Origin of the sequence: Sporosarcina sp. P26b (assembly GCF_002743245.1) — a bacterium.
Taxonomy (GTDB): domain Bacteria; phylum Bacillota; class Bacilli; order Bacillales_A; family Planococcaceae; genus Sporosarcina; species Sporosarcina ureae_C.
This window is the reverse complement of the sequence record NZ_PDYW01000001.1, coordinates 129,238-148,790: the sequence shown is the minus strand read 5'-3', so window position 1 is coordinate 148,790 and position 19,553 is coordinate 129,238. Positions and strand designations below refer to the sequence as shown.

At 38.2% G+C, this 19,553-nt stretch carries 22 protein-coding genes and 1 riboswitch; of the genes, 10 read left to right on the top strand and 12 right to left on the bottom strand.

The genetic code is table 11. From position 1 onward, the window contains the following. Positions 1-175: 175 nt before the first annotated feature. The 7 genes from CSV69_RS00795 to CSV69_RS00765 all read right to left on the bottom strand — a co-directional run bounded on the left by CSV69_RS00795 (position 176) and on the right by CSV69_RS00765 (position 9,093). Positions 176-1,240 carry a diguanylate cyclase gene (locus CSV69_RS00795; protein WP_099692524.1) on the bottom strand — a complete coding sequence of 355 codons (1,065 nt, stop codon included), beginning with the start codon at positions 1,238-1,240 and terminating at the stop codon, positions 176-178. 135 nt (positions 1,241-1,375) lie between these two features. Further along, positions 1,376-1,969 carry a class I SAM-dependent methyltransferase gene (locus tag CSV69_RS00790; RefSeq protein WP_099692523.1) on the bottom strand — a complete coding sequence of 198 codons (594 nt, stop codon included), beginning with the start codon at positions 1,967-1,969 and terminating at the stop codon, positions 1,376-1,378. 89 nt (positions 1,970-2,058) lie between these two features. Then, positions 2,059-2,385 carry a monothiol bacilliredoxin BrxC family protein gene (locus CSV69_RS00785; RefSeq protein WP_099692522.1) on the bottom strand — a complete coding sequence of 109 codons (327 nt, stop codon included), beginning with the start codon at positions 2,383-2,385 and terminating at the stop codon, positions 2,059-2,061. Between the two features lie 167 nt (positions 2,386-2,552). Further along, positions 2,553-2,774 (bottom strand): small, acid-soluble spore protein tlp, encoded by a 222-nt coding sequence (locus CSV69_RS00780; RefSeq protein WP_099692521.1) that lies wholly within the window; start codon positions 2,772-2,774, stop codon positions 2,553-2,555. An 88-nt stretch (positions 2,775-2,862) separates the two neighbouring features. Next, entirely contained in the window at positions 2,863-4,872 is a 2,010-nt protein-coding gene (locus CSV69_RS00775) for an acyltransferase family protein (protein WP_099692520.1), read from the bottom strand. 169 nt (positions 4,873-5,041) lie between these two features. Then, positions 5,042-8,221: a hypothetical protein gene (locus CSV69_RS00770; protein ID WP_099692519.1), complete on the bottom strand. Its 3,180-nt coding sequence runs from the start codon at positions 8,219-8,221 to the stop codon at positions 5,042-5,044. Positions 8,222-8,565: 344 nt separating this feature from the next. Continuing rightward, complete coding sequence (locus CSV69_RS00765) at positions 8,566-9,093, bottom strand: D-glycero-alpha-D-manno-heptose-1,7-bisphosphate 7-phosphatase (RefSeq protein WP_085426642.1); 528 nt, start codon at positions 9,091-9,093, stop codon at positions 8,566-8,568. 214 nt (positions 9,094-9,307) lie between these two features. On the opposite strand from CSV69_RS00765, the gene CSV69_RS00760 reads away from it, so the two are divergent. Then, entirely contained in the window at positions 9,308-10,717 is a 1,410-nt protein-coding gene (locus tag CSV69_RS00760) for an MDR family MFS transporter (RefSeq protein ID WP_099692518.1), read from the top strand. Positions 10,718-10,906: 189 nt separating this feature from the next. Here the strand turns inward: CSV69_RS00760 and CSV69_RS17080 are convergent, their stop codons facing one another. Then, complete coding sequence (locus CSV69_RS17080; protein ID WP_232319576.1) at positions 10,907-11,479, bottom strand: hypothetical protein; 573 nt, start codon at positions 11,477-11,479, stop codon at positions 10,907-10,909. Positions 11,480-11,706: 227 nt separating this feature from the next. On the opposite strand from CSV69_RS17080, the gene CSV69_RS00750 reads away from it, so the two are divergent. Then, entirely contained in the window at positions 11,707-11,919 is a 213-nt protein-coding gene (locus CSV69_RS00750) for a helix-turn-helix transcriptional regulator (protein ID WP_085426644.1), read from the top strand. Next, positions 11,916-12,401 (top strand): hypothetical protein, encoded by a 486-nt coding sequence (locus CSV69_RS00745; protein WP_085426645.1) that lies wholly within the window; start codon positions 11,916-11,918, stop codon positions 12,399-12,401. Before CSV69_RS00750 ends, CSV69_RS00745 begins: the two co-directional genes overlap by 4 nt. Before the next feature lie 43 nt (positions 12,402-12,444). Here the strand turns inward: CSV69_RS00745 and CSV69_RS00740 are convergent, their stop codons facing one another. From CSV69_RS00740 to CSV69_RS00730, 3 genes are all read right to left on the bottom strand, one after another. Then, positions 12,445-12,954, bottom strand: coding sequence for a QueT transporter family protein (locus CSV69_RS00740; RefSeq protein WP_085426646.1), 510 nt, complete (start codon positions 12,952-12,954; stop codon positions 12,445-12,447). 154 nt (positions 12,955-13,108) lie between these two features. Then, positions 13,109-13,864: a 3-oxoacyl-ACP reductase gene (locus CSV69_RS00735; protein WP_099692517.1), complete on the bottom strand. Its 756-nt coding sequence runs from the start codon at positions 13,862-13,864 to the stop codon at positions 13,109-13,111. Between the two features lie 55 nt (positions 13,865-13,919). Next, entirely contained in the window at positions 13,920-14,141 is a 222-nt protein-coding gene (locus tag CSV69_RS00730) for a DUF2829 domain-containing protein (RefSeq protein WP_029052786.1), read from the bottom strand. Positions 14,142-14,434: 293 nt separating this feature from the next. Here CSV69_RS00730 and ahlS point away from each other — a divergent pair, with 293 nt between their 5' ends. The 6 genes from ahlS to CSV69_RS00700 all read left to right on the top strand — a co-directional run bounded on the left by ahlS (position 14,435) and on the right by CSV69_RS00700 (position 18,748). Next, the gene (gene ahlS, locus CSV69_RS00725; protein WP_099692516.1) at positions 14,435-15,280 is read left to right on the top strand and encodes an AhlS family quorum-quenching N-acyl homoserine lactonase; all 846 of its coding nucleotides are present in this window, start codon (positions 14,435-14,437) and stop codon (positions 15,278-15,280) included. Positions 15,281-15,297: 17 nt separating this feature from the next. Next, a complete protein-coding gene (locus CSV69_RS00720) occupies positions 15,298-16,473 on the top strand; it encodes an iron-containing alcohol dehydrogenase (RefSeq protein ID WP_099692515.1) in 1,176 nt (391 codons plus the stop codon). 57 nt (positions 16,474-16,530) lie between these two features. Next, positions 16,531-16,630: riboswitch (purine riboswitch) on the top strand. Positions 16,631-16,681: 51 nt separating this feature from the next. After that, positions 16,682-17,863, top strand: coding sequence for an MFS transporter (locus CSV69_RS00715; RefSeq protein ID WP_099692514.1), 1,182 nt, complete (start codon positions 16,682-16,684; stop codon positions 17,861-17,863). A 28-nt stretch (positions 17,864-17,891) separates the two neighbouring features. Continuing rightward, entirely contained in the window at positions 17,892-18,227 is a 336-nt protein-coding gene (locus tag CSV69_RS00710) for a DUF3784 domain-containing protein (protein ID WP_099692513.1), read from the top strand. Between the two features lie 15 nt (positions 18,228-18,242). Further along, positions 18,243-18,488 carry a hypothetical protein gene (locus CSV69_RS00705; RefSeq protein ID WP_085426653.1) on the top strand — a complete coding sequence of 82 codons (246 nt, stop codon included), beginning with the start codon at positions 18,243-18,245 and terminating at the stop codon, positions 18,486-18,488. Next, on the top strand, positions 18,488-18,748 hold the full coding sequence (locus tag CSV69_RS00700) for a hypothetical protein (RefSeq protein WP_099692512.1): 261 nt from the start codon (positions 18,488-18,490) through the stop codon (positions 18,746-18,748). The genes CSV69_RS00705 and CSV69_RS00700 overlap by 1 nt, the downstream gene beginning before the upstream one ends. Positions 18,749-18,789: 41 nt before the next feature. On the opposite strand, the gene CSV69_RS00695 is transcribed toward CSV69_RS00700, so the two are convergent. Continuing rightward, a complete protein-coding gene (locus CSV69_RS00695; RefSeq protein ID WP_099692511.1) occupies positions 18,790-19,308 on the bottom strand; it encodes a hypothetical protein in 519 nt (172 codons plus the stop codon). Positions 19,309-19,391: 83 nt separating this feature from the next. Here CSV69_RS00695 and CSV69_RS17220 point away from each other — a divergent pair, with 83 nt between their 5' ends. After that, positions 19,392-19,520 (top strand): hypothetical protein, encoded by a 129-nt coding sequence (locus CSV69_RS17220; RefSeq protein WP_255396833.1) that lies wholly within the window; start codon positions 19,392-19,394, stop codon positions 19,518-19,520. Positions 19,521-19,553: the final 33 nt, after the last annotated feature.

Sequence of the window (19,553 nt, the reverse complement as noted above, 5' to 3'; positions counted from 1 at the left end):
TGATCTCCTTTAATGTAAAAACAGCTGTTCATAAAGTCCGTTTTGAATGACTTCATGAACAGCTGAGTTCTCAGTGTTATTCTTTGACTAACTTGACTGAACTCGCTTTGATAACCGTTTTAGAGTAACAATATGTAAATGCCTGATAGAATTCCCCTATCACCTATATCAATCATTAAACGATCATTTGATTCCGTCCTTGATCTTTTGCTATGTAAAGTTTGCGATCTGCTTCTTTTATTGCATCATGTATAGAAGTTCCAGTAGGCCAGGACGCTATTCCAATAGAAACAGTGATCGGTATAGCTTGATTTAGTCCCACTTCAAAATGTGTGTGACGAATCTTTTCTTGAATTTCTTCTACTGTCTGAGTGATACTATCTTTATCCTCTGTACAAATCCACAATAAAAATTCTTCCCCACCGTATCGTGCGGCTTGCAATGTATCTTTTTCAAACGACTTAAGTATCTCTGATAACTCTACTAGAGTATCGTCGCCTGCAGCATGACCGTATTCATCATTCAACTCCTTGAAATGATCTACATCGATCATCACCATAAAGTGATGCGTATTCTTTTCATTCATTTTGTGTTTAATCTCTGCACGCCGAATGCATTCTTGACGGGTAAGTAGTTTAGTCAATGGATCATGCGTGGCAAGGAATTCCAGCTGTTGCTTCATAACAAGTCGACCGTTTTCGATTTCGATAACTGTATAGTAGATAAATGTGGCAAGTAAAAATGAAGAAAAGCGTAAAAAGCCAATCTGTTTAAGTATCTCTAGCCCGTCATACGGATAGAATATGAGAGGTATATCGGATATAAACCAACAGATAGAAACCAATACAACTTTATCCCAGACTTTTTTACGATTCCCCATTATTCGCATGTATACTAAAGCAAATATAGTCGGGAGCGACATACCAAATACAATTCCTGGAATGGCCCCGTCTCCTCCAAGAAAATAACGCCATATACAAGCAATGACTAACACAGGTATCGTTATATGCCATCCACTAAATATTGCGAGCATAATAAGCGGAATTAAACGTAAATCCAGGCGGTAATTACTAAATTGAATGGGTAAGTAGAACATAGAAATTACTGTGATCGACATCAATATCACTATGTAAAACTGGAGCCGACGTCTGGAAAATCGTTCCCGATAACCGAGTAACGTTGTGACTGCCAAATGACTAAGCAAAATGACGGCTAAATTGGATAATATAGATTGAATCATTATTGTCTTGCTCCTTTGATTATGTAGCTAACAAAAGTCAGATGAATAGTAGTTAAGTAGAACTATACATGATAAAGGGTTCTAATTTCTACTACATCCGTTAAATAGGAGATATTTTTTAGACGACACCAATGATTATTTTTGATTTGTACTGTGTATAGACAAAAACAAGCCCGCGTATAATGATTCCACATTTTCTATAGAAATTCCCGTATTGACGATTGTCGAAAGTGTATTACGATTTAATTGACAACCATCGCATACTTTTTCCCAAAACGGATTTAATAGATCTTGCGTTTTGGCTAGAACTGGTTGTTTCATTTTGACATGTTCGAAAAATAAAATAGTGCTACCTGGTTTGCTAACACGCTGAATTTCTTTCAAGGCTAGAATTGGATCTGGTATTGTACAAAATACTAATGTCGCGATCACCGTGTCAAATGAATTGTCAGGAAAAGGCAATGATTCCGCTTTTGCTTCATATAAAGTAATAGGCACACTGGCATTTCTACCTCGGCTTACTGCCAAGCGACTCATTTGAGGATTCGGTTCAATTGCGGCCACGTGATTCGCCTGTTGATAATAAGGAAAATTGATACCCGTTCCAGAACCAATTTCTAATACGTTTCCTTGTGCATTACGGATTAACTCCGTTCGAACTCTTTTAAATCTAGTCATTTCTAAAGGCATCATAGCCACGTCATAGATTCTAGGAAATAAACTTGCCATTAGTAGAACTCCTTTTGTCGCTTCATTATTATTCATCAGACATTGCGTAGTTGTGGTTATCTGAATGTCTAAAGATATTACCCAAAATATCAGACGTATTCTTTTACTGCCTCCACTAAGATCTGTTCTTTGATTTGATAATGTGTGGCTTGCCAGATGCCTCGTTTATCTTTCACTATCAATAATTGAGGAACTTCGTGAGGAACACCTAGATCCGATTCAATAGTAGCGGATAGTTTCTTACTTATTTGGGTGATGACGATATATATTGGAAGTTCTGTACGCAGTCCATCCAACTCCTTTTTAGCCGCTAAACTGCTGATAGATGTCATACTAGATTTAAATAACAAGAACGGTTGTGTATCCGACCCTTCTAGCAACTCACGCCATTCGTCGATTTTTTTAATTCTTTTCATCTTGCATTCTCTCCTTAAATGAAAAAACTATGAAATATAGTAGATACTTCTATTCTATACAGCGTTCGATGTGCATTCCTCTTTTTTGCTTATGTACATTAAGCATTATAATCAGCAAAAATCCTCACTTTTATAAGTGAGGATTATACATATTCTATGTGAAAAGCTTATAAATAACCATTAATTCGTGACTTGTCTTCTTCAGTTATTTCTTCCTTTAAAGCCTCGATACTTTCCGCTCTGCGTTCATTTTTCTTTTGGATTTGCTGGAACTCTTCCCCTTCAGCAAACTTCATCGCGTCTTCTGCGGCCTCCATATTGCTGATGGTTTTATTCAATCGTTTTTTATTATCTGCAGGGTCATTCGGTTTTGGATACTTGTTCGCCATCATATGCACTCCCTTATATATATTTGGGTAATCTACGATAGCTTTTCCTACTTCCTTTGAATTATGCAGAATTTAAATCAACAATCCATTATTTACGTAGATCAGTTGTATCCAGACTGTCGAATGCTTGCTGCAAAGGCTCTTTCAATGCAGGGGCAAGAGTTTTAGCATATTCTGCAGTAATGTGGTTATCATCACGATAGACGATAATATTGCCGATTACAGGTGAACAAGTTGTTTCATCGCAAAATGAATCTGTAAGGTCTGCGAAGAATACATTCGAAGGAATTCCCTCTGTCACTTTCCACGGATCTTCTTTCGCAATAGCTTCATCCCGTGGTACAGAACACTCCAAAGGATCATCAGCTTGTTCTAGACAGACAGGGATAATAGTCTTCATACGTGGATTATCACGAATAGCAAAAACGGTAGTGATTCCTTCAAGTCTCTTCCACTGATTAATGAACCCTCTCGGTACTTTTGGACGTTTATTCACTGTAGACGTCGTAAAAACAAGGTCAGGTGGATCTTTAATTAGCATATCTATTAAATTCTTATTCCACGGAATACATGCTTCTGTTAAGTTTCCTTTACTATCTTCGTCTGTAAACCGACATCCGTCATGGCTATATAAATCGATTTTAAAATTCATTTCTTTTGATAGCTCAATCAATGCGGGGAACCAGTGTCCAGAGTGTGATCCGCCTACAAGTGCCACAGTGAAATCATAGTCTCTTAAAACGCCATAAGAACATTTTCTAACCTCTATAAGATTGGCTGACTGGCATTCTAAATCTTTATAAAATGACGGTAGATCTGTTTTGATTTCCACTGGTGAAGGAATGGGTTCAACTTCAGGTATATTTTTTAATTGATAAAAATTCACCTCCGCACCTGGATAATCTTTAATTTCTACTACGTCCGAGCTGGCTGTTGCTTTCTCGATATAAGCCGAAATAGAAAATATCGAGCTACAAGCAAGCACTAACATCATAGTCAGCACGAAGACCAGTTTCCCTTTCTGCTGGTTTCTACCTATTTTCTGAACAGGCTTCTCCAATAACTTAGTAGAAATCATAGATAAACCAAACGTTATAATGACGAGCAGAATGCCGTCTACGATCGGAACGGTTTCCACTTCCATGTAGGACCGATAGAAAATCAACAATGGCCAATGCCATAAATACACACCATATGAAAGACTACCTAAATAAATCAGCGGTTTTGTCGCCAAAAATCGGTTGACTCCATATACGGTAATGCTTTCAGAAGCAATTAAAATAAGTAATGCGCCACTAATAGGTAGTAACGCCAAGTAACCAGGGAAAACTGTAGAAACTGGTAGTATGACTCCTGTTAAACAGATGATTAGTAGACCGAACCATCCTAGTACCACACTAAGTCTTTTATTGAATACTAAGTACGGAGAGAGTAACGCAAAAATACCGCCGATACTGAACTCCCACATTCTTGTGAATGTATTGAAGTACGCAAAAGGCTGATTAACGTTTGTTTGATAGATTGAGAAGATCATCGACAAAGAACATACGATAATAAGTGATCCTAGTAGTGTTTTATAAACAGGCGTCTTCAAAACTTTACGTGCGATATAATATGTACTAGATAGTATGATAGGCCATAGAAGATAGAATTGTCCTTGAACACTTAAAGACCAAAAATGTTGAAATGGACTAGCCAAATTATCTTTCGCTAAATAATCAACAGAATCAAACGCCAGTCGCCAATTTTCAAAATAAAACGTAGAGGCCATCATATGCGAAATGATTTCTCCCCATTCAAACTGAGGAAGAAATATCACTGCCATAATTCCAGTAAAAATCACGACGACGATTGCTTGCGGAAATAATCTCCTTGTTAAATTCAGAAAATAATCGATGAAATTCACTGAACCTGTGCGTTCTATCCGCGATAATATAGAAAGTGTCATCAAATAACCGGAAATGATAAAGAATACATCAATTCCTCCCGAAACCCTTCCTAACCATATATGGTAAATCACGATTAATAACGTAGCAATTGTTCGTATCCCTTCTATTTCAGGACGAAATCTCTTGTTCGGTAATAATAGATCTTTCATTTACTTCCCCCATCTGAAAAATCTTCTTCAATTTAGTTCATTGATTACTATATCACAAATTCATTCTGGTTTTTACTTCTATTTACAATGAAAATAAGCGGCTACACATCAATAAAACACAAAGAAAAACAGAAGCGACGAAAGGCTTCTGTTTCTTCTTTATCCTGAATCATTTCACTTTAAATGCGTCTTGTAAGTAATAGTAGGACTTCTTCAATCGCTCCTCATACATCGGTACTTGCCAGTTATCCCATGTGTAACTCTTTAAGGCATCTACTTTCATACGATCTACTCGAGGGAATGAATCAAGTACTTCTCCGTCAGCAGAAGTTAGAACGGCTCCGATGAAAATTTCATCTACGATCGTACTTGTTCGTCTTCCATCTTCCAATAAATTCTCAGTGAATTCTTTTCTGCTTGGATCTTGTGCTTGTAGCAGCATCCAAGGAATTCTCAACTCCAGCATGCCGTCTTTTATATGGTAATCAGCAAGTGAATCATACGTTTTGGATTCTGGATCTCCATTGCCTTCTCGCAATTTACCCGTTTCATAGGAGCTGAATGGAATCGTACGTTTTTCGTTTTCCACATAGTATTCCCCATTGAGCGCATAGTGCATTGGAATAAACTGATCAGTTCGGTCTTTCATTGTTTGGTCGGGCACGTATCCAACATCTTCCCCATAGTCATGATGGAATAAATCATAATGCGGATCAATCAACATACGAGATTTTCCACCATTGATTTTCGCAATAAATTCTAAGCCATTTGTAAATTGTATATCATTTATTCGACTAGCTCTACTGTTTCCACGATTCGGTACAGTATCGAAAACGATATTAAGAGCGTCCATTTCACTTACTTCAGACTCCTTATAATCCATTCGTATATATAAGAATGTCTCATCATGGTCGATGTACATCTTTTCCAATGGTCCTTTTTGGCTTTCATATAACGGTTCACCGGTCCAATCCTCTTCGTAACCTGCTACTTTGATTTTCAGAGGTTCAAAACTGACTAGACCAAATCTCTGTTCATTTGTTTGTGTGTTGGACCAGTATGGACGTCGATCAGGATTATCATATTCTGCAGTGTTCCATGTTCGTTTGAACCACTCATCTTGCCAAGAGAATACCAAGGCCCCCATCATGTTCTCATGTAAAATATCTTCATATAAGTGAGTCAAGATTTCTCCTTGCTGTTCCTCGGATATAAAGCCTTGGTTCCAGCCAAATGGATTATTATGCGCTTTTCCACGTGAAGCTGGAATACCAAATTCAGATATCAGAATAGGTATACGATGTGCTTCATGTAAATCTTTCAGATAACCTGCATAGTTATTTTTCTGTCCTCTGAAATCTATAAACTCACGATACTTCTTCTCATAATTCAAGAAGTCGGGATAGTATGGATACACGTGATACGATGCAAATTGTCCCGGCTTGTTCATTTCGTTCTTTGTATAGATTAAGTTCGGATTAACTGACACTATATCTTCCTTGCCCGATGAATCGGAGGGGTGTGTGAGCAGATCCGTAGTGACCCAGTTGACGAAGCTCATTGGGCGGATTTGTTGATAGCTTTTCACTTCATGAGAGACTAAAACATCCATTTGTTCAGCTAACCAGTATTCAAATGCCGCGGCACCTTTAGTTTCAAAATAGGTCCCTTGATATTCCCCTAGATTGGGATGAATCTTATTCGTGTTTTCCACCATAAACGGATACCATTCGATACCGATCATCCAAGCCGTCACCCACTGTGAAATGTCTGAATCATAAACACCCGAGGCATGGCCAGGACGTGGCTTCACATCAGCGTTCCCGTGAATAACATCTACTAGTTGAATCATTTCCTTTTGAAAATCTTCCAAATTCTCTTTTTCAAATGCATTTAGAGATTCTTCAAGATTCTCTTCATTAATCCAGACACCATGCATGACATAAATAGGTTCATCATGGATGTCATTATACGACTTTAGTGCATGATAAAAACCTGGAGGATGGAGTGTATACACACGAATCGTATTCGCATTCATCTCACCGATAGCTTCAAACCACCTATAGTATTCTTCTTCTGTAATAGCAGCTTCACCAGGAAATGCTCCCGGCTTCCCCATTCCAATATTGACACCTTTAACAATCATTGGTGTCCACTTACCATCTTGTAGAACCTCTAGATATTTTCCATTCATTCGAGAATTCATCTGGATTCCATCTCTTTTTGGCTCTTCTGAAACTTCCTCTTCTACTTGTCCAAATTTTGCCAACACGCCCTGCATCATAGGAACATAAGCAGCCCAGAAAAAAGTCTTATCTGTTGATCTCTGAAGTGTTTTATAGACGTTCGCTATACCTTTTACTTGATATATGCTAGGAACGTCAGTCATATTATTGAATTTCCCTGCCAAATAGAAGCTTTCTGAAACACCCGATGTATTACGAATTACAGCATCGAATTTAGTTGGAATACCTTTCTCCACTAATTTTTTTGTACCTTTAGTTGTAAGATCCCACTCATATGTAGCTAGTGTTTCCCCTTTTTCAGCTGTTACGATATCGAACCATGAGTGAAATGGATGTGAACCCGAAACATTCAAACGTTCTTGAGCTAGATCGGTAAATTGTATATGAATCCCTTCACCAGAAACCTCTTGATCTTGCTGTAATCCAAGTACCTCTCCTGTACTATCATTTACTAGTAGAAATCCAGGGCCGCTAGAATTCCATGTAGTTTGTGGCTCTGAAAAAACTTTCTGTACTTCTTCGTTTTTTTCTGGATCTAGTTCATCTACATAAATACCTTTCCAACCAGAGAACGTCATACCTAAACGATCAGCTACACGCGTCCGTACTTTTTCACTAGTAGGTGCAGAAAAGGAATCAAACTCTGCTATAAACATCGATGGCTGTTTTGTATTGAGACGCTTTAACATACGCTGCCATTCTACTTCACTAAGACCACCATGTGTTTTTTCATATACAGCAAGCAAAGGATCCATATCATTCTGTTCAATTTCGTCAGTATTGGCTGTATTGGCTAAATAAATAATATCCGTTTTTAAATAGTCTTCTGGCAATGGACGTAATTCGGAAATACCTTTGCCTTCAACATTCGTGAATCCCCCATAATAATCACGTGCAGGGTCAAAAGGTTTATTATGTGTGGTTTGCACTTTCATATAATTTAAGGTCCAATTAATTCCTAAATGTTCTGAATAGGAATCTTCGACTGCAGACTTATCTATAATGGCTATTTTCAGAGGTTGAGCACTCTTTAATAACCATAATCCTACAGGAATCACTAATATAAATGCACTAATCAACATAAAATTCACTAACTTTTTCATAAGTCTTCTCTCCCTCAACTATTACATTTTCATTTATTGTTGCTTAGTAAGGGTGATTTTCAACGAAAGCCAACGAATTTCACCAAATAAAAAGGGTCCATAGTATCATTAATTCAATTCATTTTATCAATTATAACATAATATAAAACTTTATCACTATATTTCTTCCATAACGTACTATTGAAAATCTAGTATATTTTTAATTCAAAGGGTAGTTCAGATGATTTTAGGGTATTGTATTAAATGCTGAGCCAATGGTCTGAATAAATTTCGATCCCATTATTTTAACGAGTACACCACTTCTACATACATAAAAAAGAGTTGAAATATTGCTCCAACTCTTTTCATCTTTCTATATTATCGATAATCCACGGCGTAGCTTGGAGCAAATTTGGAAACACGGCGTCAGCTAACGGATCAGCAGTGCCAAGAAAAACGGTTTTTGTACCTGCATGCTTACCAGCCATAATATCTGTATCAGTATCCCCTACCATGTAAGATGATGACAAGTCCACTTGGTATTTCTCTGCCAAATCAACGATCAACTTACTGTTAGGCTTACGGCAATCACAACCTGATTTAGGTTTATGCGGACAGTACGCGACTTCCTGAATGTGAGCGTCTTCTTTAGCCAATTCCGATTGCATATGAGTATGAATAGCTTGTAACTTAGATTCTTTCATGTAACCAAGTCCTACACCACCTTGGTTGGTCACAACGAAAATGTAATCGAACACTTCATTCAACCGCTTAATCGCCTCTGGTACACCAGGTAAAAAATAGAGTTGATTTGGCTCGTTGACAAACTTCACACGGCTAGTAAGCACTTCATTAATGACACCATCCCGATCCAGAAATACGGCTTTTTTCATAACGTATTCGCTCCTTAAAATTTCCTTAATGCGTAGCATATCCTTTTAGCATCTTTTTAAACACTAGGCCTATTCATCCAGTATCTTCAGCGAATCAGTTAGGCAATATCATTGAGGTCTATGATAATAACAACTAATATAGCATGTATGTTAAATTTATAACGAATGCCGAATTACTTTGTGGCAACAACTAATTATGGGGTGATGCATAGACATGGTAAACTCACAAACATTTAATTTTAAAAAGAATCTTCCTCTGCTGATTGTTTTATTGTCGGGTGCTTTCATAACGATTCTCAACCAAACCCTTCTAGCTACTGCCTTACCGCCTATTATGAAGGATCTCAATATTGGGGAAAGTACGGTCCAATGGTTACAATCGATCTTCATGCTTGTGAACGGAATTATGATACCCATTACAGCTTTTTTAATCGGGAAATTCACGACTCGACGATTATTTCTTACTGCGATGAGTATATTCGCGTTAGGAACACTCGTGGCTGCAGTTTCACCCAATTTTTCAGTGCTATTAATAGGACGTGTCTTGCAAGGTGCTGGCGCGGGTATTATGATGCCACTTCTGCAAACTATATTGTTTCTACTCTTTCCAATTGAACAACGTGGTAAAGCGATGGGATATTTCGGTCTAGTGATTGCATTTGCACCCGCTATAGGACCAACTTTATCTGGTTATCTCGTGGATCAATTCCCTTGGCGCAGCGTTTTCTACGTAGTATTACCATTTGCCCTCTTTAATATTATCGCCGCGTATTTCTTACTTAAAAACGTAACGAAAACAACTGATCCTAAAATGGACTATTTATCCGTTGTGCTATCTACATTTGGTTTTGGTGGTCTTCTCTATGGTTTCAGTATTGCAGGTACGACTAGCTGGTTACACGCAAATGTCTTGATCTCACTCATTGTCGGTGCTATTTCGTTAGTCTGGTTCATTCTTAGACAATTGAATTTGAAAGAGCCTATTCTTGAGTTTAGGGTCTTTAAGTATGGCGTATTTACGATGGCAACTAGTCTCGGCATGATCGTATTTGCTTCGATGATTGGTACAACGGTTATCTTGCCATTATTTATGCAGACGATGCTTGGATTTAGTGCGTTCCATTCTGGTTTGATGCTATTGCCAGGTGCGATCGTCATGGGTGTCATGAACCCTGTTACCGGTACATTGTTTGATAAATATGGCGCAAAGTGGTTACTACTCACCGGTTTTGTTATTCTCACTATCACAACATTCGTTTTCGCTAACTTAACTGAAGAAACAACGTTTGCTTATCTGGCTACATTGAATGCTATCCGCATGTTCGGTATTTCTATGGTGATGATGCCTTCGACTACACTTGGTTTGAATGAATTGCCGAATCGTTTAATTTCTCATGGTACAGCGATGAACAATACGTTCCGCCAAATGTCAGGCTCAATCGGTACTGCTGTACTCGTTACGGTTATGGTGACAACTGAAATTAACAACGGTACGGTTGCGGGTCAAATACATGGCGTGAATATGTCCTTCTTCGTTGCTGGTTGGATTTCAGTTGTAGGTTTAATTTTAGCTATTTTGATTAAAGATCCGAGGAAAAGAAATAAAGAAGTAAAAGCCTCATAGACAAAACTTCTGTCTCTCAGAGTATTAAACAGTTCTGTTCACTGGTACAAAATTAAATGAAATAACTAAAAAGCCACCTAATTCGCGTATGAATTAGGTGGCTTTTTCTCCTTATATACTATCAAGTTTTTAGATGAAATAAAATTATGCCCTAGATAAATCAGTTTTTGAAATAAGCAAATTGCTTACTTAGTCTGAGTAAGAACCTCCTGGTAATGTAAATAAATAGAATCCATTGTCTCCTCTTAACTGCCACCCTTCAAAAAAACTACTATCGTGAAACAATTCAAGAAAAGTATTATCTTCAAATTCCAAAACTAAGTCAGATATTTCTTCAAAATGATAGATATTCATAACCTTTTTACCCATAAGAATACTTTCTAGATTCTTATGGGTGAATTTATCAGGGGCTTGGGTACAATCTGAAAACCCAATTAAGACTTGATTAGCAACTAGTAATCTCCAAGGACATTCAATTATTAACCCACCATTACTAAATCCCAATCCCAATGGTAAGTTTTTTTCTGTATTCACCTCAATAACACTTTGTCCAGAAAAATAATTAAAATCAATACTACTTTGTTTCCTAAACATTTTGAGCACCACATTTCCATCCTTATTTCTACTGATAGGTTTATTCAAGTAAATGGCCGTTTCTTGAACAATGAGCCTACACATATTTTGTAAATAGTATAGCATAATTATTCCAGTAGTTTGTTTAATCACCAAAATGGCACCGTTAATTCCAATGATACTTAACATTTTAAATCAGTGTAAATCCGCTTATTACTTCAGCTGTTGTACTACTTAACTAAATGGTGTACTCATAATAGAAAAAAACTATTTAATTCTTGTTATACATTACTTCAATCATTCTGTGTTCTCCATTTTATCTAGATCGATACATACTTTTGGTCGCTTTAACCTCAAATTGTAAAGCAAACTAGACAAAAAGTATAGTTTAGTATACACTACAATTAGATGAGGTGATGAGTGGCGTGATAAAAAATCGTGTGAGGGAGTTGCGTGCTCGAGCGGATTTGACGCAAGGCGAGCTTGCTGAACGGGTTGGAGTTACTCGGCAAACGATAGTGGCACTAGAAAAAGGAAGTTATACGCCTTCTCTTCTATTAGCTATGAACATTGCAGAAGTATTTATGCTTTCAATTGAAGAGATTTTCTATAAGGAGGATGCGCAATGAACCATGTATTTCTATCAGTCACATTACGAATTTTATTATTCATTTCTCTGGCTATGATGGTGTTTGACTTTTTACGCGTTGAGCAACAATTTACTCTCATGAACAGGGGGTATACAGAAGGGTTTTCTGTTCAAGTTATTTCATGGCCTGGTTCATTAATGTTGATTGTTCTTTTTCTTTTTGTAGTAGGCAATGTAGTTTACTTTTTACGATTACGAAAAAATAAGAATACAGATATACGAGATTTCATAACATTTGAATATGATTCAACAGATGAACGTGCCATTGCGAATACACGGAAAGCTGTAAGTTATGCTTTTTCAGGTTTACTGATTTATTCCTTTTTCATGATCGGCTCGTTTATGTTTATTCCGAACTATTTCTTGGATCATATTTGGTATCCATTATTTGCAACTGCTTCTATTCCTATCAGCGGATTGATTATATATGCGATATCTTTTACCGCCTTGCAACGTGCATAAATAGTAAAAAAAGCACATTCACTATTTGCGAATGTGCTTTTTATTATTTAGTTAGATCTATTTTTTTATTCAATGCGTATATAACCATTCCACCAATTGTCATAGACAATAATTCTCCAATACCCGCTGTTAGCCAAGTCGCCCAGAATGGGAAGCCCAGCAAGATGTTCAATTGAAATGCAATTGCACACATAGATACTGCAAATACAATAGCAGTAATCACCATTTTTACAATATCATTTTTAATTTTCTTCACTAGTGCGCGGCTTATTAGCAAAGCAACTAATGTAGCCATCGAACCTATCGGCACATCCAATAGCCAAGTAGGTGACATGAAGTTAGCAAGTGCTACACCTAGCGTAACACCGACTATATAACGCTTATTATACAACGCGAGATAGTTGAACATTTCCGACAAACGCAGTTGAACCGCGCCAAAACTAATAACCGCAAATACAAATGTCACCGTTACATACAAAGCTGCAACGAGTGCTGTTTTTGCCAGTTCATTCACCGTACTTTTTGGTGAATCCTTTACATAAGACATACTCATATTATTTTCTCCTTTGTGAAATAGCTTAATTGCTATTCCAGTAATAACTACGACCAAAGGAAGAAAGAACTTATCGTTCGATCAAAAGTGTCGTAGTGCAAACAGAATTTGCTTGCTACGGTATTATAACAGAAGTTCCTGTATTAGAGAAGCTTTATTTCGCTATCCATCCGCCATCGATAGGAATAACGGCACCATGGATATAATCAGCTAAGGAACTGGCTATGTATAATGTGAGGTTTGCGACTTCATTCGGTTGCGCCCAGCGTCCAGCTGGTGTTTCTTCTGCAACCCACTTCGCCATTTCCCCATCACCTGCAAAATCTACTTTGTTCATTGGAGTTTGGATCGCGCCCGGCGCAATCGCGTTCGCACGAATCCCCTCACGACAATAATCCATATCCAGTTGCTTCGTATAGCCGACTATCGCATGTTTGGATGCAGTATAGGCTGCACCGCCACCACCTGCCACAAGCCCCGCAATAGAAGCCATATTCACGATGACACCCGACTCGTTAGCGAGCATATGTGGCAAGACTTCATTGGTCATGAAATAAGTACCTTTTACATTCGTATCCATAATTCGATCCCATAGCGCTTCATCAGTATCCAACGTTTTCGCAAAGCCATCCAGTACACCTGCCGTATTTAATAAAATATCAATGCTGCTAAATGTATGTATAGCTTCTTTAACTGCTTGTTGGATATCTTCTTTCGAGCTGACACTTCCTATGACATATCTAAACTGATTTGGATACGATTGTTTCATCGCTTGCATATCGCCTTCATTCATATCAAACGCAACTACATTCGCCCCGTTCTTAAGAAATGCATTCGCTTGTGCTTGCCCGATACCTGATGCTGCCCCCGTTACTAGCACTGTCTTTCCTACATACTCTTCAAATTTCATACTATCCCTCCAAAATAAAAAGCTCATGATCGCTCATGAGCTTTGATTCATTATATTACTCTACGATGACCCAATCTTCTGCCAACAAGTCGCAAACTGTCGGAGTGAACATAGTATAGCCTTCGCCCGTTACGTCAATGACGAAATATGGATTCAATTTTTTACCGTCTTGCTCGCTCTCTCCTACTAGCTTGACGTATAATTCTGCTCCACCCCAATTACTGCGAATTACTTTTTCGCCTGCTTTTAAACGTGGTAAAATCTCTTCAAATGTCATATATACTCACCCTTTGTCTATATTGTAATTCGTATTGTTTGTCGGGAAAAGTATACTGGATTGAGCTGTGTTTTACAAATTAAACTGTTTGTTCCTACTTCAATCTTATTAACACATTTCGAATCTTGATTAGTCTTTTATTAAAGTACTTAAGAAATTATAATAACTTCATCTACCTCACCAGAATTCAGAATAATCAACCTATTACTTGCGTGAGAGAAATAGATTCTGTTAAACTTTGGTAAGCAATAACAGATCATTATACATTCAAACAATAAAAGGAGATGGTAGTAATGAATTTGATTAATCAACAGCCAAAACTTTACGTTATGGATAACGGAACTATGCGAATGGATAAGAACTTTATGATTGCTATGCATAATCCTGCTACTATTGATCATCCCCATCAACCGAATGAATTTGTTGAATTTCCTGTTTACACTGTATTAATTGATCATCCTGAAGGTAAGATCTTATTCGATACCGCTTGCAACCCAAACTCTATGGGCCCTGAAGGACGCTGGAGTGAATCTACACAAAAAGCATTCCCTATCAATATGCCAGAAGAGTGCTATCTTTTACATCGTTTAGAAGAGTTGAATACACGACCAGAAGATATTAAATATGTAGTGGCATCTCATTTGCATTTAGATCACGCCGGTTGCTTAGAGTACTTTACAAATGCGACGATCATTGTCCAAGAAGATGAATTCAATGGCACACTCCAAACTTACGCTAAAAATGTAACTGAAGGGGCTTATATCTGGTCAGACATTGATATGTGGATAAAGAATAATTTGCAATGGCGTGTGATAAAAAGAGGAGAAGATCATGTTAAGTTAGCTGAAGGTATTGAAATCCTGAATTTCGGCGGTGGACATGCTTGGGGTATGTTAGGTCTTCATATTAATATGCCTGACACCGGAGGAATCATCTTAGCATCAGATGCAATATATACAGCAGAAAGTTTCGGACTACCTGTAAAACCACCAGGCATCATTTATGATTCTGTTGGCTATAATTCTACTGTTGAAAGGATTCGCAGATTAGCCAATGAAACCAATTCCGATGTATGGTTCGGCCATGATCCAGTACAATTCAAGAGTTTCAGAAAATCAACGGAAGGTTATTATGAATAAGAATGGAGTAGAAGCTTATGCATAAACTGACATTCGCACCAACGAGTTATATAGGATGGGGTTGCCTCTCGGTATTACCTGACGAAGTTAAAAGACTACAAGCTAAAAAAATCCTTATTGTGACTGATCCTTTCTTACTGAAGCTCGGTATAACTGACACTATTGAAAAACCATTACAACAAATGGGTTGCACAACAGATATTTACACAGATGTAGAACCGGAACCGCCACTTGAAATCGGAGAGAGGTTGGTTGCATACACAAGAAGTCAAGAATTTGATTTGGTCATTGGTTTAGGAGGCGGTAGCGCATTAGACTTAGCGAAGATCGCTGCTGTTTTGTCAATGAATGATGGAAACGTCTCAGACTATCTAAACCTATCTGGAAATCGAACTATTACGGACAAAGGTTTACCTAAAATACTTATTCCAACTACTTCAGGCACCGGATCTGAAGTTACCAATATCTCCGTACTATCGCTAAATACAACAAAAGATGTAGTCACACATGACTTTTTATTAGCAGATGTTGCTATTGTAGACCCTGAACTAACCATCACTTTGCCTCCGAAAGTAACTGCAGCTACAGGTGTTGATGCATTAACCCATGCCATTGAAGCCTATGTATCAAAAAATGCTAATCCCGTAACGGATTCTTTAGCATTTAAAGCTATACAATTAATTAGTGGAGCAATACGAACAGCAGTAAAAGATGGTAAAAATAAACAAGCCCGTTCTGATATGAGCTATGGAAGCTATCTAGCCGGATTAGCATTTTTTAATGCAGGTGTTGCGGGTGTCCACGCGCTTGCCTATCCTTTAGGCGGTCAATTTCATATAGCTCATGGAGATTCCAATGCTGTATTATTACCTTATGTGATGGGGTATATAAGAATAAGCTGTGAAGAACAGTTGAAACACATCTTGGAAGCCATGGGTAGTAGTACGGTTGGACAAACACAAGAAGAAGCTTCCTATACATGTATAAATAAATTGGAGGAACTTGTTAATGATGTAGGTATTCCATCTACACTTAAAGGATTTAATATTCCTATTGAATCTTTAGAAGCTCTCACTGATGACGCTATTAAACAAACCAGAATTTTAGCACGCAGCCCAATGGAATTGAAAAGAGATGACATTTTTGCGATTTATAAGTCTGCCTTCGAAGGTGTCGTGGCGGAACCACATTAATTTCGGCTCTTTCTCCTTGCCATTCTATAATTTCCGTGATAAATTGAACAATAGAAAATTTCATTTACGGAATCAACATGTATAACCTCGATAATATGGTTCGAGGGTCTCTACCAGGAACCGTTAAATCCTGATTACAAAGTCATTTTTGTAATCGGGATTTTTCTATGGAGTAATAAATGTGGTAGAACTGGTAGGAGGAGTTAGTTTGAATTTACGTGTATTATTATTGGCTATTTCAGCTATAACAGTAGGACTGGTAGAGTTGGTAGTCGGAGGCATACTGCCAGTGATTGCAGAGGACTTACATGTCTCGATTGCAACCGCGGGTCAGTTAATCACAATTTTCGCACTGGTGTATGCAGTGGCGGGACCTGTGTTATTATCATTCACTGCGAAAGTGGAGCGAAAGAAATTATATTTACTTACGCTTTTTGTATTCTTAATAGGTAACATCCTAACGTATTTGAGCCCAACGTTCGGCTTGATGATGGCTGCACGCATATTAACTGCAGCAAGCGCAGCACTCGTCATTGTTTTGTCGTTGACGATTACGGCGCGTATGGTTGAACCTCGGATCCGAGCGAAGTCACTCGGCTATATTTATATGGGTATCAGTTCATCGCTTGTGCTCGGTGTGCCAATTGGGATCGTCATAACAAATGCTTTTGGATGGCGTTCTGTATTCCTAGGAATCTCTATCATGACCATCATTTCGATTATTTTGATTGCCAAGTTTTTCGAGAAGATTCCTACAGGCGATGTACAACCACTTTCTGTACAAATTAAAGCATTGGCGAATAAAAAAATATTCTTTGCTCATATGGCAACGATGTTTATGCTAGCCGGTCATTACACCGTGTATGCATACTTCACTCCGTTCCTTGAGACAACAATGAAATTAAGTCCTTACTGGATTAGTGTCTTCTACTTCCTATTCGGATTGGCTGCAGTTGCAGGCGGAGCATTCGGTGGAGGGTTGGCAACACGGCTTGGTTCTAAGAAAAGTATTTTAATCATTCTTGGCGCGTTTGCTATTAGCTTATTCGCCCTTCCCTACTCTACGTTTTCGATTCCGCTATTCATCATTTTCATGATGGTTTGGGGTGGATTGAGTTGGGCGTTGGCACCTGCACAACAAGATTATATTATTCAAAGTGATCCTGTTACGTCCGACGTTCACCAGAGTTTCAACAACTCGGCTCTGCAAGTCGGAATCGCGCTTGGTTCGGGTGTCGGTGGTGTCGTATACAGTCAGACAGGTACCGTAACAAATATGCCTGCTGTTGGCGGTATCCTTGTCATCATTGCGTTCATATGTGCAGCTATCTCACTTTCAATGGCCGTAAAGACTCGTCAAGCAACTGTAGAATCATGTAGAATGGAGTGAACTCGTTACAGAGTTCACTCCATATTTAATGAAACGAGGGATGCTTATGCTCGGTCTGCTACTCGATGTTGTCATTCTGCTTGCATTTATTGTGTACGGTATTGCTCTTTGGCATGGTAAAGGCGCAGCTCTGCTTACAGGTTATAATACGATGTCTATTGAGAAAAGGATGCAACTAAACGAACGTGCATTATTCAAGTTTATAGCAAAGATTATGTTCACTTTAAGTTTTTGTGTCGGTTTATTCGCAGTGAGTGAACTGCTAGGAGAAGATATATATTTCATAGTGGGACTATCACTTTTCGTGATAGTACTCGGTTTTGCATGGATTTACGCAAATACAGGAAATCGATTTAAAAAATAAGGCAGGTGTTGAACAATGGTTAGAAGACGTGGTATTTATGAAATTGAAGTACTAAGCATGCCGCTTCAGTGTACACTTTGCGGTGGCACAACGTTTATTCACCGAGAAGTGTACATGGATGTAGAACCCACATCCAAAGAAGTACCTGCTCGCCTAACATTACAATCTTTTGCTTGTGAAGTATGTAGTACAACGCAGTTGATTCAAGAACAGTCGCATCATGACGAACCAAATATTGTCTATATCGAGGTGGATGCATGATGGTAGAAGAACTAGAAAGCGTTAGAAGCCATATAACAATTTTAGACCATCTGCTTATTTGTCGTCTTTGTACGCATGATAAATTTATCCCCTATCTAACCGTATCAAACGTGGAAGAACCGGGAGTTGGTGTGTTATCAATTGGCTATTCCGCAGTATGTGATCGATGTGGTTGTGTGACGGAGTTTGGTGATCCCAGTCATCCAAGTGAAGATGGTATGGATTATATATGGGCTCTTAAACAAACAATACTACAGTAGAATTTAAAAAACGCTCCGTATAAGGAAGCGCTTTTCTTTTGCTATGAGACTTCCCCAATTCGCACCATCATGTCCAGTACACTTTCTAGGAATGCATCGATTTCACACATATGTTCTTCCGTCAATTTCGGTTTAAATTGAATACGTACACGATTCATCAAGCCTGGCTCTGTTTGTTCATATCGAAAACTAAGTGTTTGCGTATAACTAATATCGTTTTCCCAAACTGTACGAAGGATACTCGCAATTTCCTCACATTCCCTATCTACATCAGAAATGAATGTGCGAACGAGAAGAGTTAGCGTGCAACCGGGCTCCGCATCTTCAACTTCGAGTATTTCATTCGCAAGTTCCTTAAGGGATGAACTCAAAGTGAGATCCACGATGACTGACGGATATCCGACTTTTGAAAAACGAATCGTAAATTCTCTTGCCATAATAGCTAAATCCAATTGATCTTTACGATTTAAAATATGGACTGTTTGTTCTAGATTGTCCAAGTCATAAATTTGATTTTCAAATGCCACTCTTAAATTTTCAAATACAGTTGGATCGTACATAGCGTGGCCTCCCCATCTCTTATATGTATAGATTTTTTCAATAAAGCCACCTTATATGCAAATCGTGAAGGGAGGTTATGTGTATGACAAACAAAGCCGCTTCGATTGCAAAGTTAAACGCGGAGGAATTACATGCTTTACACCACCTGGAAAACAAACTAGGTGTGACACTCGTTGCGTATGAGAGTACTATCTCAAAAAACACGAAATAATAGTGAAGTGGTACTTTCTATTACAGAGAGCAC

Excerpts from the sequence above, each read along its gene's own strand:
- CSV69_RS17080 (WP_232319576.1), bottom strand. The coding sequence starts at position 11,479 with ATGTTAAGTATCATTGGAATTAACGGTGCCATTTTGGTGATTAAACAA.
- CSV69_RS00765 (WP_085426642.1), bottom strand. The coding sequence starts at position 9,093 with ATGAAAAAAGCCGTATTTCTGGATCGGGATGGTGTCATTAATGAAGTG.
- CSV69_RS00730 (WP_029052786.1), bottom strand. The coding sequence starts at position 14,141 with ATGACATTTGAAGAGATTTTACCACGTTTAAAAGCAGGCGAAAAAGTA.
- ahlS (WP_099692516.1), top strand. The coding sequence starts at position 14,435 with ATGAATTTGATTAATCAACAGCCAAAACTTTACGTTATGGATAACGGA.
- CSV69_RS00785 (WP_099692522.1), bottom strand. The coding sequence starts at position 2,385 with ATGAAAAGAATTAAAAAAATCGACGAATGGCGTGAGTTGCTAGAAGGG.
- CSV69_RS00750 (WP_085426644.1), top strand. The coding sequence starts at position 11,707 with ATGAGTGGCGTGATAAAAAATCGTGTGAGGGAGTTGCGTGCTCGAGCG.
- CSV69_RS00790 (WP_099692523.1), bottom strand. The coding sequence starts at position 1,969 with ATGGCAAGTTTATTTCCTAGAATCTATGACGTGGCTATGATGCCTTTA.
- CSV69_RS00745 (WP_085426645.1), top strand. The coding sequence starts at position 11,916 with ATGAACCATGTATTTCTATCAGTCACATTACGAATTTTATTATTCATT.
- CSV69_RS00700 (WP_099692512.1), top strand. The coding sequence starts at position 18,488 with ATGGTAGAAGAACTAGAAAGCGTTAGAAGCCATATAACAATTTTAGAC.
- CSV69_RS00780 (WP_099692521.1), bottom strand. The coding sequence starts at position 2,774 with ATGGCGAACAAGTATCCAAAACCGAATGACCCTGCAGATAATAAAAAA.
- CSV69_RS00775 (WP_099692520.1), bottom strand. The coding sequence starts at position 4,872 with ATGAAAGATCTATTATTACCGAACAAGAGATTTCGTCCTGAAATAGAA.
- CSV69_RS00705 (WP_085426653.1), top strand. The coding sequence starts at position 18,243 with ATGGTTAGAAGACGTGGTATTTATGAAATTGAAGTACTAAGCATGCCG.
- CSV69_RS00795 (WP_099692524.1), bottom strand. The coding sequence starts at position 1,240 with ATGATTCAATCTATATTATCCAATTTAGCCGTCATTTTGCTTAGTCAT.
- CSV69_RS00735 (WP_099692517.1), bottom strand. The coding sequence starts at position 13,864 with ATGAAATTTGAAGAGTATGTAGGAAAGACAGTGCTAGTAACGGGGGCA.
- CSV69_RS00695 (WP_099692511.1), bottom strand. The coding sequence starts at position 19,308 with ATGTACGATCCAACTGTATTTGAAAATTTAAGAGTGGCATTTGAAAAT.
- CSV69_RS00770 (WP_099692519.1), bottom strand. The coding sequence starts at position 8,221 with ATGAAAAAGTTAGTGAATTTTATGTTGATTAGTGCATTTATATTAGTG.
- CSV69_RS00740 (WP_085426646.1), bottom strand. The coding sequence starts at position 12,954 with ATGAGTATGTCTTATGTAAAGGATTCACCAAAAAGTACGGTGAATGAA.
- CSV69_RS00710 (WP_099692513.1), top strand. The coding sequence starts at position 17,892 with ATGAAACGAGGGATGCTTATGCTCGGTCTGCTACTCGATGTTGTCATT.
- CSV69_RS00760 (WP_099692518.1), top strand. The coding sequence starts at position 9,308 with ATGGTAAACTCACAAACATTTAATTTTAAAAAGAATCTTCCTCTGCTG.
- CSV69_RS17220 (WP_255396833.1), top strand. The coding sequence starts at position 19,392 with ATGACAAACAAAGCCGCTTCGATTGCAAAGTTAAACGCGGAGGAATTA.
- CSV69_RS00720 (WP_099692515.1), top strand. The coding sequence starts at position 15,298 with ATGCATAAACTGACATTCGCACCAACGAGTTATATAGGATGGGGTTGC.